The organism is Yoonia sp. I 8.24, from assembly GCF_022096995.1.
Lineage (GTDB): Bacteria > Pseudomonadota > Alphaproteobacteria > Rhodobacterales > Rhodobacteraceae > Yoonia.
Genome location: NZ_JACXGQ010000007.1, coordinates 144,058 through 160,769, shown reverse-complemented (window position 1 = coordinate 160,769; position 16,712 = coordinate 144,058). Strand labels below are relative to the sequence as shown.

Annotated in this window: 20 protein-coding genes and 1 other RNA gene; 8 read left to right on the top strand and 13 right to left on the bottom strand. The window is 55.5% G+C overall.

Annotation, left to right across the window (positions count from 1 at the left end; all coding sequences use genetic code 11):
* The first annotated feature begins 16 nt into the window (after positions 1 to 16).
* Positions 17 to 493, top strand: coding sequence for a CAP domain-containing protein (locus Yoon_RS14665; protein ID WP_238113173.1), 477 nt, complete (start codon positions 17 to 19; stop codon positions 491 to 493).
* On the opposite strand, the gene dtd is transcribed toward Yoon_RS14665, so the two are convergent.
* From dtd to Yoon_RS14620, 9 genes are all read right to left on the bottom strand, one after another.
* Positions 490 to 927: a D-aminoacyl-tRNA deacylase gene (gene dtd, locus Yoon_RS14660; protein ID WP_238113172.1), complete on the bottom strand. Its 438-nt coding sequence runs from the start codon at positions 925 to 927 to the stop codon at positions 490 to 492. The two genes, Yoon_RS14665 and dtd, sit on opposite strands and share 4 nt — an antisense overlap.
* On the bottom strand, positions 924 to 1,829 hold the full coding sequence (locus Yoon_RS14655; protein WP_238113171.1) for a carbohydrate kinase: 906 nt from the start codon (positions 1,827 to 1,829) through the stop codon (positions 924 to 926). The genes dtd and Yoon_RS14655 overlap by 4 nt, the downstream gene beginning before the upstream one ends.
* Positions 1,830 to 1,847: 18 nt before the next feature.
* Positions 1,848 to 2,951, bottom strand: a complete 1,104-nt coding sequence (locus tag Yoon_RS14650; RefSeq protein WP_238113170.1) for a TFIIB-type zinc finger domain-containing protein — start codon at positions 2,949 to 2,951, stop codon at positions 1,848 to 1,850.
* Positions 2,952 to 3,017: 66 nt separating this feature from the next.
* The gene (locus Yoon_RS14645; RefSeq protein ID WP_238113168.1) at positions 3,018 to 4,130 is read right to left on the bottom strand and encodes an SPFH domain-containing protein; all 1,113 of its coding nucleotides are present in this window, start codon (positions 4,128 to 4,130) and stop codon (positions 3,018 to 3,020) included.
* A gap of 27 nt (positions 4,131 to 4,157) precedes the next feature.
* Entirely contained in the window at positions 4,158 to 5,093 is a 936-nt protein-coding gene (locus Yoon_RS14640) for a DUF2927 domain-containing protein (protein WP_238113166.1), read from the bottom strand.
* Positions 5,094 to 5,116: 23 nt separating this feature from the next.
* Entirely contained in the window at positions 5,117 to 6,307 is a 1,191-nt protein-coding gene (locus Yoon_RS14635; protein WP_238113164.1) for a toxic anion resistance protein, read from the bottom strand.
* Positions 6,304 to 7,200, bottom strand: a complete 897-nt coding sequence (locus tag Yoon_RS14630) for a 5-bromo-4-chloroindolyl phosphate hydrolysis family protein (RefSeq protein WP_238113162.1) — start codon at positions 7,198 to 7,200, stop codon at positions 6,304 to 6,306. The genes Yoon_RS14635 and Yoon_RS14630 overlap by 4 nt, the downstream gene beginning before the upstream one ends.
* A 104-nt stretch (positions 7,201 to 7,304) precedes the next feature.
* Positions 7,305 to 8,123, bottom strand: a complete 819-nt coding sequence (locus Yoon_RS14625) for a TerC family protein (protein WP_238113160.1) — start codon at positions 8,121 to 8,123, stop codon at positions 7,305 to 7,307.
* 64 nt (positions 8,124 to 8,187) lie between these two features.
* The gene (locus tag Yoon_RS14620; RefSeq protein WP_238113159.1) at positions 8,188 to 8,988 is read right to left on the bottom strand and encodes a pseudouridine synthase; all 801 of its coding nucleotides are present in this window, start codon (positions 8,986 to 8,988) and stop codon (positions 8,188 to 8,190) included.
* 66 nt (positions 8,989 to 9,054) lie between these two features.
* Between Yoon_RS14620 and Yoon_RS14615 the strand changes: the two genes are divergently transcribed.
* The 7 genes from Yoon_RS14615 (at position 9,055) to rpmG (ending at position 13,525) form a co-directional block, all read left to right on the top strand.
* On the top strand, positions 9,055 to 9,501 hold the full coding sequence (locus Yoon_RS14615; RefSeq protein WP_238113158.1) for a nucleoside deaminase: 447 nt from the start codon (positions 9,055 to 9,057) through the stop codon (positions 9,499 to 9,501).
* Positions 9,502 to 9,606: 105 nt separating this feature from the next.
* Positions 9,607 to 9,894: an Asp-tRNA(Asn)/Glu-tRNA(Gln) amidotransferase subunit GatC gene (gene gatC, locus Yoon_RS14610; protein ID WP_238113157.1), complete on the top strand. Its 288-nt coding sequence runs from the start codon at positions 9,607 to 9,609 to the stop codon at positions 9,892 to 9,894.
* Positions 9,894 to 11,375, top strand: a complete 1,482-nt coding sequence (gatA, locus tag Yoon_RS14605; protein WP_238113156.1) for an Asp-tRNA(Asn)/Glu-tRNA(Gln) amidotransferase subunit GatA — start codon at positions 9,894 to 9,896, stop codon at positions 11,373 to 11,375. The genes gatC and gatA overlap by 1 nt, the downstream gene beginning before the upstream one ends.
* A gap of 40 nt (positions 11,376 to 11,415) precedes the next feature.
* A complete protein-coding gene (locus tag Yoon_RS14600; RefSeq protein ID WP_238113155.1) occupies positions 11,416 to 12,153 on the top strand; it encodes a hypothetical protein in 738 nt (245 codons plus the stop codon).
* 59 nt (positions 12,154 to 12,212) lie between these two features.
* Complete coding sequence (locus Yoon_RS14595) at positions 12,213 to 12,833, top strand: N-acetylmuramoyl-L-alanine amidase (RefSeq protein ID WP_238113153.1); 621 nt, start codon at positions 12,213 to 12,215, stop codon at positions 12,831 to 12,833.
* A gap of 12 nt (positions 12,834 to 12,845) precedes the next feature.
* Positions 12,846 to 13,240: RNase P RNA component class A (gene rnpB, locus Yoon_RS14590), an RNA gene on the top strand.
* A gap of 117 nt (positions 13,241 to 13,357) precedes the next feature.
* A complete protein-coding gene (gene rpmG / locus Yoon_RS14585; protein ID WP_107890459.1) occupies positions 13,358 to 13,525 on the top strand; it encodes a 50S ribosomal protein L33 in 168 nt (55 codons plus the stop codon).
* 167 nt (positions 13,526 to 13,692) lie between these two features.
* Here the strand turns inward: rpmG and Yoon_RS14580 are convergent, their stop codons facing one another.
* The 4 genes from Yoon_RS14580 to Yoon_RS14565 form a co-directional block, all read right to left on the bottom strand.
* The gene (locus Yoon_RS14580; protein WP_238113151.1) at positions 13,693 to 14,202 is read right to left on the bottom strand and encodes a DUF6714 family protein; all 510 of its coding nucleotides are present in this window, start codon (positions 14,200 to 14,202) and stop codon (positions 13,693 to 13,695) included.
* A gap of 194 nt (positions 14,203 to 14,396) precedes the next feature.
* The gene (locus Yoon_RS14575) at positions 14,397 to 14,861 is read right to left on the bottom strand and encodes a cupin domain-containing protein (protein ID WP_238113149.1); all 465 of its coding nucleotides are present in this window, start codon (positions 14,859 to 14,861) and stop codon (positions 14,397 to 14,399) included.
* Between the two features lie 115 nt (positions 14,862 to 14,976).
* Positions 14,977 to 15,756, bottom strand: coding sequence for a 2OG-Fe(II) oxygenase (locus tag Yoon_RS14570; RefSeq protein ID WP_238113147.1), 780 nt, complete (start codon positions 15,754 to 15,756; stop codon positions 14,977 to 14,979).
* A gap of 136 nt (positions 15,757 to 15,892) precedes the next feature.
* Complete coding sequence (locus tag Yoon_RS14565) at positions 15,893 to 16,669, bottom strand: Bax inhibitor-1/YccA family protein (RefSeq protein ID WP_238113145.1); 777 nt, start codon at positions 16,667 to 16,669, stop codon at positions 15,893 to 15,895.
* Positions 16,670 to 16,712 lie beyond the last annotated feature (43 nt).

Genomic DNA, 16,712 nt, shown 5'->3' with positions numbered 1-16,712 from the left:
TTCTAAGGTATCTAAAATGACGAATCTTCTCCGCGCAATCAGCATCCTTTTTCTAACGCTATTTGGGCATTCTGCCTCGGCAAGTAATTGTGCCGTGCCTGAAAACGCGGATGCGCTTGTGGATGAGATTGCGGCAAGCGTGAATGCCACGCGGCGCGCAAACGGTGAAAGCGCGTTGCGGATGAACCGGCGATTAGGCCGGGCTGCGGCTGCACATGCCTGTGATATGATGGAACATGATTTCTTTGACCATCAAGGAACGGATGGATCAACTGTTTTGGTGCGGGTTGAAAATACCGGATATCGGCAATGTCTTGTGGGTGAAAACCTTGCTTGGGGATACCCGGAATCGGCGCGTATTATCCGTGAGTGGATGCAATCGGCTGGTCACCGCGAGATCATGTTGCACCCGCGTATCGAAGAATTCGGCATTGGCATTTCCCAAGGCGAAAACGGCCCCTATTGGGTCATGGTCGTTGCAAAACGCTGCTAAATATCCAGCCAGATTGTTATTGGTCCATCATTGGTGAGGCTCACCGCCATATCGGCCCCAAATGCGCCCGTAGCGGTGTTAATCCCCAATGCGCCCATGTCGTCAATGAATTGTTCATAAAGCGCTTTGCCTTCATCAGGGCGCGCCGCAGCCGAAAATCCGGGGCGGTTGCCGCGTGATGTATCTGCGGCCAAAGTGAATTGGCTTACAATCAGGGCTGAACCGCCTGTATCGACCAGCGATCTGTTCATCTTACCAGCGTCATCGGTAAAAATACGCAGTTTACTGATCTTGGCCGCCATTTGCGCTGATTTTGCCGCGTCATCCCCTTGCATTGCGCAGATCAGGATAAGCAGCCCTTGGTCAATTTCCCCAATCGTTTCGCCTGCAACACGCACCGATGCTGCGGTAACGCGCTGGATCAGCGCTCTCATAGCTCGGACGCCCAGGGTGGGTTTGCACCTGCGCGGCTGACGGTGATCGCAGCGACCCGCGCGCCAAAGGCGGTCGCGGCTTTTAGGTCGTCACCTGTGGCGCTATTCAACGCTTCTTTGGTCAAAAGCCCGCGCCTATCCAGTTCGGCCAAGAACCCAGCGCTGAAAGTGTCGCCTGCGCCGACGGTGTCAACAACCGTGGCTTTTTGCGCGGGCACGTCAATTTGGTCCGTCGCTGTCACAACCGTCACACCTTCGCTGCCGCGCGTCAGCAGGATGATTTTGGCGCCTGTGGCTTTCAGAAGGGCAGGCCCATCGGTATTGCCGGTGATCCATTCCAGATCTTCGTCGGATGACTTGATGATGTCCGCAACGCCCAACATGCGGGTCAATCGCGCGCGATAGCGGGTTTCGTCGGTGATAAAACTGGGGCGGATATTGGGGTCAATCATGGTGACGCGGTTTGGGGCCTCGCGCAGCATAAGCGCCTCATAGGCGGCACCGCAGGGTTCAACCACAAGGCTGATGCCTCCGAAAAATAATGCATCTGCACCCGATGCAGGCAGATCATCGATGGAAAGCATCCGCCCGGCAGTGTTTTCATCGTAAAACGCGTATGAGGCATGGCCGTCGGTCAAAGTGACAAAGGCCAACGTTGTTGGACGATCTGATAACGCCGCCGGGCAGGCATCGACATGCGATTCTGCCAAGCGATCACGTAGAATGTCCCCAAATAAGTCCGTAGAAATCCCCGAAAAAAATTGCACAGGTCTGCCCAGCCGTCCCAATGCCACAGCCGTATTAAACACAGCGCCGCCAGCATGGGGGGCGAACGCGGGTTCGCCCGCGTCACTCTGGCGGGGCAACATATCAATAAGGGCTTCGCCACAGCAGATGATCATGGGGATTCTCCGAGATAATTACTGACTGTTAGCGATAACAAATCCTATGCCAAGTGCAAGGAGGGTTCCGATAAAGACGGCAATTGTGATTTTCCAGGCAGAGTAGGGGCGTTCGCCTTGCACCCTGCCGGTACGGCCATTGACGACAAAACGATACGTTTTCCCGCGATATTTGTAGGCTGCGAGCCAAACGGGCAAAAGGATGTGCTTAAATGTCACGTCACTGACTGCTGTATTGACCGAAGTAACCCGCTGTTCGTCGCCGCCAATGTCGTATTTCACGTCGCGGTGGATCATTCGATCCATATATACGCGTGCTTCTTTAAAGCCGTCGCGCAACTCGACCTGATATCCTTCGGCCCGAAACCCTGCCAGATATTCCGGTTTATAAGGTTCAAGCGACGAAAGATCCCATGGCTCTAACCCGTCCGTATATTTTTTAGGTAGCGATTTTGACGCGAGCACAAGAACATCATCAAAGAATCGCGCTACGCGCCCCGATGCGGGACGCCAGCGGGTTTTACGCACGCGGACTTTTTTGCGTTTTCCGTCACGCACGACCGTTTTGGTTTCGTAATAATGCTTGCCGCGTTGGCCCGTGTATTTGCTTTTGGTATCAGCGTCGAAGGTCCAGTACGGCACGTAGATACCGTTCATTTTACGACCTTTACGTGCGTAGTCTTTGACCCCATTGGGCGCGAACCACAGGCTACCAAGCCAATCGGTCAGCGCCCCGCGCGCGGATCCTTCGTCAAGTTCAAAGGGCAAAACACCGCGCGGTTTAATATGACGGTGGGTGCCTGTATCGGTCACAACGGGGGTGGCGCAGAATGGGCATTCGGCTGCGTGGGTATCCCCATCGAATTCGGTTTGCGCCCCGCAATTCGGACAGGCGACGACGCGCGTTTCTTCGATTTCTGCATCCGCAAGCCGGTGATGCAGCGCGTCTTCAAAGTCGAGCTCAGCAAGCCCACCAGATTTTGACTGCCCCGCGTCAATCTGCGCGACATTGCCACAATGGTCACAAATAAGCTGGTGACCGCCCGGATCAAACCGCAAGTCTGACCCACAAGTGTCACAAGGAAAGCGTGTTTCTGTCTCGGAAGGTAAATCAGCGGTCATTTGGGTTTCTTAGATGAACGGTCAAAAGAGTAAATGCGCGACACGAAACCGTGCCGCGCAAAGTTATTATGCACCCGGCGGTGGCGGTGGCAGAATTGTGAACAGCTGGGCGAGTTCCGTCACATCGCCCGCTGCCTTCCAGCCGTCTTGGCCTTGTGTCCAGACCATGCTGTCGCGTGACAGGCTACCATCGGTGACTTTGCGGCCCATTGCGGCCTTTGAAAACGGGCCTGATACCTCGCCAGCAACCGCAATGTGCCAGACATGTTCGACGGGTGGCGGCGGTGGTGCCACTGCGGCAGGGGCTGCAGCGGGTGCCGCACCCCAAGGACCTTGGGTCATTTGCCCGGCCATGGCCAATCCCATACCCGCGCCCAATCCGGCGGCCATCCCGCCACCAGCGGGGTTATTGGCGGCGGCTGTCATGGCTTCTGCTGCAGAAAACTGCGTGTATTTGCCCAAATCTCCAGCAAGCCCTACCGAGGTGCGTTTGTCTAACACGGCCTCGACCGCCGGGGGCAGGCTGATGTTTTCGATGTAAAGCTCTGGGATGGACAGCCCGTATTGTTTCATCGTTTCGTCAATCGCCGCAGCGATCAATTTACCCAAATCAGCAGTATTGGCCGCCATATCCAGCACCGGAATGCCCGAAGACGCAATCACGCGGCTGAATTCTTGGACGATGATATTGCGGATTTGATAGCTGATTTCATCCATCGTGAATTCACCATCCGTGCCCACGATTTCGCGCAGGAACACGGCAGGGTCTGCGACCTTAATCGTATAGGTGCCATAGGCTCGGATGCGGGTCGGCCCAAATTCAGGGTCGCGCAGCATGATCGGGTTTTTGGTGCCCCACTTTAGGTCCGAAAACCGGGTCGTGTTGACGTAGTAGATTTCCGATTTGAACGGGCTTTGGAACCCGTGGTCCCAATGTTGCAGCGTCGTCATGATCGGCATATTGTTGGTTTCAAGCATATAAAGCCCGGGCGTAAACACATCAGCCAGTTGGCCTTCGTGGACAAACACGGCGGCTTGACCTTCGCGCACTGTCAGCTTTGCGCCATACTTAATTTCATGGTCTTCGCGCTGAAACCGCCAGACCATTGTATCGCGGGTATCGTCCGTCCAGTGAATGACGTCGATAAATTCGCCGGTTAGAAAATCAAAAATGCCCATCTGTTATGGTCTCCGTGGTTATAAGTCTTAACTGGCCCCTTGGGCCATCATATCGCGTGCGATTTGGCGTGCAATTGGGGCGGCTGTCGCAGGGTCCATACCTGCCTGAAGCCGTGGATCGTAAAGCATACGCAATAGCATTTCGTCATGCGTCGTCAGTAGTGCGAATTCTTCGTCATCGTTAAAGATCGACGGGCGGGCACCGGGACTGTCATTGGCAAGCCCCATGCCTTGGGCCAATTCTTCGTGGATGCAGGCCGCGCGCATCAGGTTTGGATGCTCTGCCCGGATGATTGCGATGGCTTGGCTATAGGTGGATTCGCCGGGATCAAAGGTGCCGATGACGACGCAAAGCTGATCGCGGGGTAGGTCAACAATGGCGCGCACCGTTGCCGTCGAAATTGTGGGGATTAATTCACGCAGTCGCGGCTCTATCGCTTTGCGGTCATCCTCGCCCAAGAACAGCACGTGATAGTTCGGACGCGGTTGGTCAAAAGAAATCGGGACGCCCGTCACCCGCGAAAGGCGCGCGGCGTAGGATTCGACACTGGCGGTATCTTGGGCGCGCTGAGGATAGGGGACGGTGTCGCCAAACTCAATCTTCATGCGGATCGGATTTGCCCAGCGACGCAGGTTGGATACGGTGCTTTGCGCATTTCGAAAATCGCTATCGTCGCGGTATTCATTGAACAGTGCGATACGGATGAAATTGCGCGCAAGGATCGTGTCGGTGAACGTGGTGTCCGGGCCGCCGCCATCGCCACGCAGCAGGCCTTGGGTCAATAGATCATTTTGAAGACGCTTGTAGTATACCGCGAGCCTCTGGCTATCGGCGCTGGGCTCCGCTGCAACTGGCGGCGGGGGCAGGGCTTCGACAACTGGCGGCGTAGGGGTCGGTTCGGGCGGGGGCGTCACGCAGGCCGACGTACCTGCCAAAATGGCAAGCAGGCCAAGCCGCTGCATGATGCCCCCAAGCCCCATTTGATTTAATCGCTAACCGCAGTGCCAACGTTGTCGCCCAGACCTGTTTGTTTGGCCTTGGCGGCGGCAAGCGTATCTTTGAGCTCTGCTTCCATCTTTTTCATCTCAGCTTCGGCCTCAGACCGTTTGCGTTTGCCTTCATCCGCGATTTCCAAGCTTTCGTTGATGGTCGCAATAAGATTGGCGTTCGCTTCTTTCACGGCCTCAATATCAAACACGCCGCGTTCCATTTCTTCGCGGATTGTGCGGTTGGCCTGACGGAGGTTTTGTGCGTTGGCAGTCAGCAATTCATTGGTCAGATCATTGGCGTCGCGCACGGCTTCGGCGGCCTCAGAAGATCGCTGAATTGTGACGGCTTGGGCCAATTGCGTTTCCCATAGTGGCACAGTGTTCACGAGAGTCGAATTGATCTTAGTGACAAGTGATTTATCGTTTTCTTGTACCAACCGGATCGACGGCAGCGATTGCATCGTGACCTGACGGGTCAGTTTCAGATCATGCACCCGGCGTTCAAGATCATCGCGCGCTGAACGGATATCGCGCAATTCTTGCGCCATCATCACTGCTTTGTCTTCTGGTGCGGCTTGCACTTCGGCTTCTTTTGCAGGGATTGTTGTCGCGTCTAGATCAGCGATCTTGGCCTCGCCCGCGGCGATATAAAGCGCGAGTTCATCGTAGAATTGCAGCGTTTTGTCATAAAGCACATCAAGGCTTTCGATGTCTTTGAGCAGCACATGTTCATGGCCTAAAAGATCGTCAGTGATATTGTCGATCTGGCCTTGCACGTCTTCGAATTGAGCGACGAATTTGGCCATCGGCGCGGCGCGGCCCAGCAGTTTTTCCCACCAGCTGCGTTTGCGGCGGACATCCAGTTCAGAGATCGAAAAGCCACGGATCGTAGTTACGATGTTGCGCAGGCTGTCACCTGCGGGGCCAACGTCTTTGTTGCGCACACCTGCGAGCATCTCTTGGCTGATGACTTGCAATTCGGCCTGTGCTGATGACCCAAATGACACAATTGAATTCGTGTCAGTCACATCGATTTCAGCTATGCGGCGGGTGATTTCTGCGCTTGTGGGCGCATCTGCGGCTTCCAATGTCACTAGCTCGCCCTTTGGTTCGGGCAAAACAACGGCGGTGATTTTCGCGACATCCGCGAGCGCGGCTTCGGCTTTTTGGCGTGTGGTCTCGGTCATGTGTCAGTTCCTTTGTTTTGCATGGCGACTCCTTCGCGTTGGAGGCGGTCACGTAATACGTTGATTTCAATATCCATATCGCTGCGGTCGTCGCGCATCAGTGTGTCCGTCCGCGCTGCAAAGTTGGTCTCTAAATCGTCCAACAATGCTTCGTAATTTGTCCGGGCATCGCTGTCAGGTTTGCGCCCGTAAAGATCAACAAACTTGATCGTCGCGTCACGTGCGCCTTGCAGGTAGATGCCCAAAAATTTGCGCGCGCCTGATAGGTCACGTGGGTCTTCTTCGACGGTGCGGATCATTTTGCGTGCGACCGTTTGGAAGGCCGCGACCCGCATTGTCAGTTTACGATCGTCCAAAATATCGATCTGTTCTTGCATGGTTTGCAAATGGGCCTCGGCCTTGTCAACGACCCGCGCGACCCGGTCTTGTTGGAAATCGTCGATGCCGTCCATACGCTTGTCTGTCAGCGGATCAATCCCAAAGGCGGCGACATGCAGACCCAAAGCAGCCAGACCGTAAAGTACAGACCCGATGATCCCACTGTCGCCCGTATAGGCGGCAATCGCGATCCCGATCCCTGTCAGGGCGGATGCCATCATTTTGCGTGGAATGGCGGGGCGGCGGGCCACTTTGCGGGCGTCATAGGCCGCCTGCGCAACCAGCCCTTCTTGTAATAGCCATGCGGCCAGCGTCAGAATTGCCCCGCCGATCAAGGCCATGACCAAGGTCTGCGGCCCGTTGTTTAACGAGGTGATGACCAAGATGACTCCGGGCACAAACAACAGCCGCGCTGGCGATTTGGCGGCCCGCGCTTGGCGCACGTCAAGCGCGGCTTCGTGTGGGGCGTCGTTGGTGCCATCGGGGCTATGTTTTCCACCAAACCGTTTCGCCATTACGCCGCCCCCAAAAGACCAGAGGTCACGCCGCACATCAAAATGAGCAGGACAATGTAGCTGATACGCTTGAAGGTCTGGGGCATAAGGCTGTCCTTGATCGATTAGTGTTTTTGTTCGGCATGACGCTGGGCTGCCAGTTTGCGGCTGTAGCCAGATTGAATGATTTCAACCGCGACCAAGACCAACACTGAAAAGTAGAATGTGGATTTGGACATGGGAATGATGTCTTTGCCAAATACTTTGATGTTGAGCGTGTCATCATGCACAGCGTGGGCGGCAGCAGGGCCAGCTTCGCCCAAAAGCACAACACCAACAATCAACAGGATGAACAGGCCAAGCACTTCGTACATGCGGTTCTTTTCCAAGAAACGGGTCACGCCGTCAGCGAGCAACAGCATGGCAAGCCCAGACAGGATGATCGCAAAGGCAAGGATCGGGAAGACATCTGTGATCGCCAGCGCCGAAAGCACCGAATCGAACGAGAAGATCAAGTTCATGATCACGATCATGATCACAACCTGGGTTGCCGATTTACCGGATTTGCCGCTGACATCATGACCAAGGTCATCCATCGACAGCATGTGCGCGATTTCTTTGACCGCCGTATACATAATGAAAATGCCACCAACGACAAACACGATGGTCGCAAAGTTCACCCCGCCCTCAAGAACACCAACCCAATCCATGATGAAAAACGGCGCGGACAGCGCATCAATCAGTTTGATCATCACAAACAGCAACACAACCCGCAGTGCTACGGCGACGATGATGCCCCATGTGCGTACAGATTTTTGCTGCGCAACAGGCGCGCGTTGGCTCTCGATTGAGATATAAAGCAGGTTATCAAAGCCCAAAACAGCCTGCAAAAAGCAAAGCATGAGCAAATTCGTCGCGTTTTCAAGCGTCAGCAGGTCGGTCAAAGCAAAAGTCCTCTAGAAAAGTCTCTGCCCCTAACATGCACAACGGTTGTAACAGAACAAGGGCTCACCTGTGTCGATTTTTGCCTGTAGATGGCCGATTGACCGGTTTGCGGACCCGCGTTGGCGTGGGTTTGCCCGAAATACCCAATTGGTCGCGTACTACGCGCTGCTTGAGCTCCTCAACCTCACCTTGTTTCAGGTCGCCCAGTTGGAACGGACCATAGCTGACCCGGATCAACCGGTTCACGGTCACGCCAATGGCTTCCATTGTACGGCGGATTTCGCGGTTTTTGCCTTCGCGGATTGATACGGTCAGCCAAGCGTTTGCCCCTTGCTGACGGTCAAAGGTCACGATCATCGGCTGGTATTTGATCCCATCGACCACGATCCCGGCGCGCAGCTGGTCCAGCTTTGCTTCGCTCACAGATCCGTTGATCCGCACGCGGTACCGGCGTAGCCAGCCCGTTGCAGGCAATTCCAGCTTGCGTTTCACGCCGCCATCATTGGTCAGCAGCAGCAGCCCTTCGGAATTCAGATCAAGCCGCCCAATCGACATCACGCGCGGCATGATTTCGGGCAGCGCGCCAAAGACTGTCGGGCGGTCTTTTTCGTCGCGTTCTGTTGTCACAAGGCCTGCGGGCTTATGATAAAGCCAGATGCGCGGCGGATCAGGTTCGCCCACCAGCTTGCCATCCACTGTGATTCGATCAGCAGCGGTCACGTTCAGCGCAGGGCTGTCGATGGTTTTCCCGTTCACGGTCACGCGGCCTTCGGCGATCATGCGTTCAGCTTCGCGCCGGCTTGCAATACCTGCGCGTGAAAGGGTTTTGGCGATCCGGTCGCCTGAAGGTGTGTCATTGGTCATACCCTTGCCCATAGCCGCTTTGATCGCCCCTTGCCAGTGGGTGCATTGCCGGGGCATCACATTGGCATGGATTTTCGCAGTTACATGGATATCGCGCTGACTGAGGCCCGCGCTGCTGCTACCCGTGGCGAAGTGCCTGTTGGTGCGGTCATTGTCGGGCCTGATGGGGTGGTTGCGCAAGCCGGAAACCGGACGCGCGAATTAAATGATCCAACCGCCCATGCCGAAATGTTGGTGATCCGTGCCGCTTGTGCTGCTTTGGGTCAAGAACGACTGGGTGGCTGCGATCTTTATGTGACGTTGGAGCCGTGCCCAATGTGTGCGGCGGCCATCAGTAATGCGCGAATTGCGCGGTTGTATTATGGGGCAGGGGATCCGAAATCAGGCGGTGTGGCCCAAGGGCCGCGCGTGTTCAGCCATCCGCAGTGCCACCACAGGCCCGAAGTCTATGACGGGATCGCTGCGCAGGCCGCTGAGCAGCTTTTGATCGATTTTTTTGCCGCAAGACGATAACAGCAATGTTTCATCACAACTTTGGCACCTTATTTCGCGGGCATTGCTTGCGACCTGTGGCGTGTAGCGATAAACGCGGGTGAAAGATTTACCGGAGAGCGTTCCATGTCGATTGACACTCAAACCGCCCGCCGCGTGGCGAAACTTGCCCGCATTCAGGTGGAAGACGATGCATTGCCTGCTTTGGCCGCTGAATTCAGCGCGATCCTTGGCTTTATTGAGCAGCTGAACGAAGTCGATGTTGACGGCATTGAACCGATGACATCCGTGACGCCGCAGCGCTTGAAACGCCGCGAAGACGTCGTCACCGACGGTGATCAACAAGAGGCCGTTTTGAAAAATGCGCCCGATGCCCGTGAAGGGTTCTTTGCCGTGCCGAAGGTGGTAGAATAATGACTGATCTGACAAAGCTGACCATTGCTGGCGCACGCGACGCCATGCGCAAAGGCGAAACATCTAGCGCGGAAATCACCGCCGCTTGCCTGTCTGCAATCGAAGGGGCGGGCGCGTTGAATGCGTTTGTACATAACACACCAGAGATTGCGCAGGCACAGGCCGTTGCCGCCGATACACGGATCAAAGCAGGCGATGCGCCTGACATGTGCGGCATCCCGCTTGGCATCAAAGATCTGTTCTGCACCAAAGGTGTGCCGTCACAGGCCGCATCTGGTATTCTTGAGGGGTTCAAACCCGAATACGAATCAACCGTGACCTCTCAGCTGTTTGACGCGGGCGCCGTGATGCTGGGCAAGCTGAACATGGATGAATTTGCTATGGGGTCGTCGAACGAGACCTCTGTTTATGGCAATGCGGTCAACCCATGGAAGGTTGATGACCGTGCGTTGACGCCGGGGGGCTCATCTGGTGGCTCGGCCTCTGCTGTGGCCGCTGATCTTTGCCTTGCAGCCACGGGGACAGATACGGGCGGGTCGATCCGCCAACCTGCGGCCTTTACGGGCATCACGGGGCTGAAGCCAACCTATGGCCGCGTGTCGCGTTGGGGCGTTGTTGCCTTTGCGTCCTCGCTTGATCAGGCAGGTCCGATGACCAAAGACGTGCGCGACGCGGCGATTATGCTTGAAACAATGTGCGGGCATGACCCCAAAGACAGCACTAGCGTCGATCTGGCTGTGCCGAATTTCGAAGCGGCTCTGACAGGCGATATCAAAGGCAAAGTGATCGGCATTCCCAAAGAATACCGCATGGACGCCATGCCCGCCGAGATCGCAAAGCTATGGGAAGACGGCACTGCGATGCTGAAAGATGCTGGTGCTGTGATCAAAGATATCACCCTGCCGCACACCAAATATGCGCTGCCCGCCTATTATGTGATCGCACCTGCTGAGGCGTCTTCGAATTTGGCGCGCTATGATGGCGTGCGCTTTGGACACCGCGCCCAATTGGCTGCGGGCGATGGCATTACCGAAATGTACGAAAAAACCCGCGCCGAAGGATTTGGCCATGAGGTGCAGCGCCGTGTAATGGTTGGGACCTATGTGTTGTCTGCCGGGTTCTATGACGCCTATTACAACCGTGCGCGCCGTGTGCGGGCATTGATTAAACGCGATTTTGATCAAGCTTTCGCTGACGGGGTCGATGCGATTTTGACACCGGCAACGCCTTCGGCGGCGTTTGGTTTGGGCGAAATGACAGATGCCGATCCGATCCAAATGTATATGAACGACGTGTTCACAGTCACCGTGAACCTTGCAGGTCTGCCCGGTATCGCCGTGCCAACAGGCACGGATGCCAGTGGTTTACCACTGGGTTTGCAGTTGATTGGCCGCCCATGGGAAGAGGCCGATTTGCTGAATGTGGCATATAGCCTTGAGCAATCGGCAGGCTTTGTAGCCAAACCGAACAAGTGGTGGTAAGTATCAAGAAAAGAAGACGCTAAGTAGCAGGTAAACATCAATGAAAATAGCCGTCGGAATCGCGCTGGGCGCGCTGGTATTAAGTGCATGCACGTCGAATGAGCCACGCGCGCGCGGCGTCGGCTTTGATGATTATTCAAGCTACGAATTGGAACGCGCGCAACGCGAAGCGGCTTTGGTCTCAGGCCAGACATCGATCATTCCACCCGCACGCGTGAATGTGATTCCCGGACCAACCCCAACGGCACCTACGGTTTCATCGACTGATTTAGCCAATGCCGGGATTGGTCAGGCACAGCCCGAGACGACAGCTGCTCCCACGCAGGGGGTCACACCTTTCCCGACGACAGTGCCAGCGGTAACTCCGGTCGCGCCGACGAACAACACGGGTATTTCAGACGAACAAAACTTTGACGCTGTGTCAGGTCGCGAGACCATTGAAAGTGATGCTGCGCGCCGCGAGGCGCAAGCCGCCGCACGTGAACAAATTGCCGCGACAGCCGTGCCAGAGCGCCCCGCCAACACAGGGCCAAACATCGTTGAATATGCGGTGAATGCGCCAAATGTGAAGGGGCAGGAATGGTACAGTCGGTCCTTGCTATCGGGTGAAAATCGGTATCGCCGGAACTGTGCCGATTACGCGACCGCTGATGATGCGCAGCGCGATTTCTTGGCACGCGGTGGCCCAGAACGTGACCGGCGCGGGATTGACCCGGATGGCGATGGTTTCGCCTGTGGCTGGGACCCGGCACCGTTCAAATCGGCCTTTGGCAACTGAAACTGACAACCTATACTTCGCCCAATTGCGGGCCAAGACGGGGTGACGTACGCCCCGATATGGTCGTGCTGCATTATACGGCGATGAAATCGGCCGTGGCCGCGCGCGATACGCTGTGCAACCCGGCAAACGAAGTCTCGGCACATTACTTGATCGCGGAAGACGGCGAGGTGATGTCTTTGGTGCCAGAGGCGCTGCGCGCTTGGCATGCAGGTGCGGGGCGCTGGGGGGCGGTCACAGACGTGAACAGCCATAGCATCGGGATCGAGATCGCGAATGATGGGTTTAGCCCCTTTGCTGCGCCGCAGATGGATGCGCTTTGCAGCTTGCTTGACGGGATAAAGGCGCGCTGGGGGATCCGACCTGAACGGGTGATTGGCCATTCAGACATGGCGCCGGGGCGCAAGATCGATCCGGGTGCGCGGTTTGACTGGTTGCGGCTCGCGCGTTTGGGGCATGCGGTATGGCCACGAAACGCCCCTCCGCAAGGTGTCGCGCAGTTCGTGCCGCAAATGCGGGCCTTTGGCTATACGGCCAGCGATGATCCTGATTTGCTGCTGTCGGTGTTTCGGATGCGGTTCCGACCTTGGGTCATGGGTCCGCTTGATGAGATCGACGCAGGGATGATCACCGACCTTGCCCGCCGTTTCCCCGTTGACGTGAACGCTGCTTGGGCCTAATTGCGGGCTTGCGCGGATGGCTGGATGGCTGCGGGCGGTAACGTCCGAGGAAAGTCCGGACTCCAAAAAGCACGGTGCCGGGTAACGCCCGGCGGGGGTAACCCTAGGGATAGCGCCACAGAGAACAGACAGCCTTGGTCGCATCTATGGTGCGCATTCGTCACAGCCAAGGTGATGGTGAAACGGTGGGGTAAGAGCCCACCGCGCGAGCGGTAACGTAAGCGGCACGGCAAGCCCCACCGGGAGCAATGCCAAATAGGGACTGCGCGCCGCAAGGCAGGGGGGCTTGAGCCCGAGCAGTCCGGGTTGGCAGCTAGAGACGGTCTGGTAACAGGCGGTCTAGATGAATGGTCATCCATTTGGGGCAACCCAAAGGACAAAATCCGGCTTATAGGCCGTCCGCGCATATTCATCCCTGATTTCGGCGTCTTTGCGGTTGACTCGGGGCACGGCTGGCGTAAAAGGCAGCTTCAATAGATTTATGCGAAGCGCCAATGATGGCCCGCAACCAGGAGAGATGAGACATGGCGAAGCCTACCACCATCAAGATCCGCCTGAACTCCACTGCGGGGACCGGGCACTTCTACGTCACGAAAAAGAACGCACGTACAATGACCGAAAAAATGGTCATCAAAAAGTACGACCCCGTTGTGCGCAAGCACGTGGATTACAAAGAAGGCAAAATCAAGTAATTGATCGCCCCTTTGACGGAATTGAAGGCCACGCAATCGCGTGGCCTTTTTCGTTTAGTACACGGTTTTTGATGTCCACTCTTGAGGACGAAGCTGCCGCTCAACTACCAAGAGATTTTGTTATAGTACTCCCTGTTTACATGGCTCTCTTCTAGTGGCAAAGCACCCTAGCTTAGTTGCTCACGAAGAAATTCCTGCATGTAGTCCGAGCGTTCATCTTCGAGTCCAGACGCCGCCAAAAACTGTAAGAAGGCTACGATTGTGCGGAAGTGTTTTTCTTCGAGAGAGGCAATTTGACTATTGTTGAATGCCAGAAACTGCTTCGCTTGTTTTCCCTTAGCAATGGAAGGGTCGAACAGAGTGAACAACTCAAGGAGGTTATAAGAGTACGGCTCTTCTCTCAAAGAAAGCTCCATAAGAGCGCCAAGGAAATAGGGAATATGCTCTCTAGGCAAGAATGAAAATACACATGTACATTCGTCAAAATCCGCCATCTCTAACTCAGACCAACTTTTTCCCCAGAACCGATAGGTTTCTTCAATCGCTTCCGAGTAATTTGCTGAGCTAATGTCATCCGTCAGCCTTTCCCAGCCATTGGGAAGACTAGGAGGTATGTCTAGGCCAAACACTTTCCTTATGTCGCGAACGAGTTCTGACTTGCTCTGGGGGTCTCGCATCTTACACATGCTTTCATCTTCGAAGTTTCGCTACAAAATGTCTAGTGTGGCAGACCGAGACGATAGAAGAATAGCTGCTGAGGGAAGTAGATTTGGGCTCGAAGCTGACATTCGTTTCAGCTTGCATCAACTGATACCCGCGCATGCCGCGTATCAGAACGCGAGGTTCGGGCGCGGGTTAGTGAAATCCAGACTTAATACGGTGACACCGTCGGCTTTCCATCTAACGTCACATATCGTCTTTCTCCGGTCGTCCGGTCAAAGTGCAGCACGCAATCATGGTCGGGGTAGGTGACGACGTCGCTATTGGCGCGGGTGCCGATGACCAGATAGGTGGCGTCGTCTGCGCTGGTGTTTTCGAGGTAATGCCCCACAGGCACCCCCGCTTTGAACGTGGCGCTGTCGCCGGGGTGCAGCGGGCTGGCCGTATTGCCTTCGTGCACGATGACAAGGCCCGACAGCATAAAGATCATTTCATCCTCGGCGGCGTGCCAGTGGCGCTGCGATGATTTCGAACCGGGCGGCAGGGTTTCTGTGAATGCGCCGAACTGGTCCAACCCACCGCTATCGCTGAACAGTTTGGCAGTGTAGCTGCCCAGAACTGGGTGGGGATGATCAGGCTGCTCTGTCGTGGCCTTGGCTGCGCGGATGATGGGCATGTAGGGACCTTTGCAAATGGAAAAAGCCAGAGTTTCCGCCAGCCCGTTGATCATGAAAACGATATCACAGATGCCCTAAGGGCGCTGCGTGGTTGGCCACCAAATTGGGCTGTTACTAATCAAGACGCCCATAGAAGGTCATGCGCGCACTTTCAGATAAGGCAACATCTGGTTCCGCGTTATAGGCAAGCACGGCCAGCATGCGTGTTCTGTCGCTTTCATTCGGAGAGACCCGGTGAATTGCGTTGCGCCCGCGGAATAGCACAAGCGCGCCCGGATCCATCGAAAGAACCTCTGGCTGCACCGCGCCATCAAGCAACGCGGCCACGCCATCGTAATTCATTTCCCCTGCGTCGGCATCCCTGAGGTCTTTGATATATTCAAAACGACTGCCCGCATCGGGTTTCTGGATCAGCAGCGTGGTCGCAAAGGATGAGTTGTCGAAATGCCACCCGAGCTCTTGGCCGCGATTGGCGTAGTGGATGTTGATAGATGACAATGGGTCCGCATAGGGATGTAGGGCTGTTTCACCTGTGGCGTGTTTAATGAAAGCGCGAAACGACGGGTCATCATATAGGGTGCGCAATGGCGATGTCGGACTGATCACATCGTCGCAGATACAGCCCTTGGACGAGACAACCTGTTTGTTCGCCGGGTGGTCTGCCGGGTAGACGGGGTTGTGCGGTGTCAGGTAGACAGAATGGTCTTGGGCGCAAAAATAGGCCTGATCTTGACCTGCGAGGCTCTCAGTAACCAAAACTGACAGCGCATCGGGGCGAATGAAATCCGCAAGCACAAGCACACCCAGCTCGTTCAGGGTCGTGTTGCAGCGGTCAAGGAACGCGAGATCATTCAGCGGATAAGCGTCCAAATCGACTATTTCTGCAATGCGCATGTGTTGCTCCTATTCTTGCGGTCCATTCAATTATGGCGACGCGATCACAAGAAGGGAACGCAAAAAACGCGGTGCAAAACATACAAAAAAGGGCCGGCGTTTCCGCCAGCCCTTTGCTCAATATATGTATCTGAACTTACTCGCGGCTACCGAAAAGCTGCAGCAAGAAGATGAACATGTTGATGAAATCAAGGTACAGGTTCAATGCACCCATGATTGCGGCCTTGGCCAACCATTCGCTGTCGCCGTGGGCGGCATGTGCGATGTAATCCGTTTTGATTTTCTGCGTGTCATAGGCTGTCAGACCCGCAAAGATCAGAACACCGATACCAGAAATCGCAAACATGATCGCAGGGGATTGCAAGAAGATGTTGACGACCATCGCAACGATCAGCCCGACCAGACCCATCATCAAGAACGTACCCATGCCTGACAGGTCTTTCTTGGTGGTGTAGCCATAAAGCGAGAGGCTCGCGAATGCGATGGCTGTAATCAAGAAGATCTGCACGATAGACGCGCCAGTGTAGACGAGGAAGATTGAGCTCAGCGAAATACCCATCACCGCAGCAAATGCGTAAAACACAAGCTGCGCTGTCGCAGATGACATACGGTTGATCATTGCGCTCAGGCCGAAAACGAATGCCAATGGCGCGAACATAATCACGTATTGCAACGGCGTTGTGTAGATCAGGCGGCCAAGTTCAGTCAGATACTGACCTTCGCGCAATGCAACCTGTGCACCGGTCGGGTCAGTTGTGACCGCAAGCCCAGCAATCGCCCAAGCGGCCAAAGCTGTGATAACCATGCCGATGGACATGGTCGCGTAAACTTTGTTCATATGCGCGCGAAGACCTTCGTCTATCGCGCTGCTGCGCGTCTGTGCGCCGGCATTTGCCCAATCGTATTCTGCCATGGTGGCCTCCAAATAATGTCTAGGCTCTGGGGAATAGAGCCGT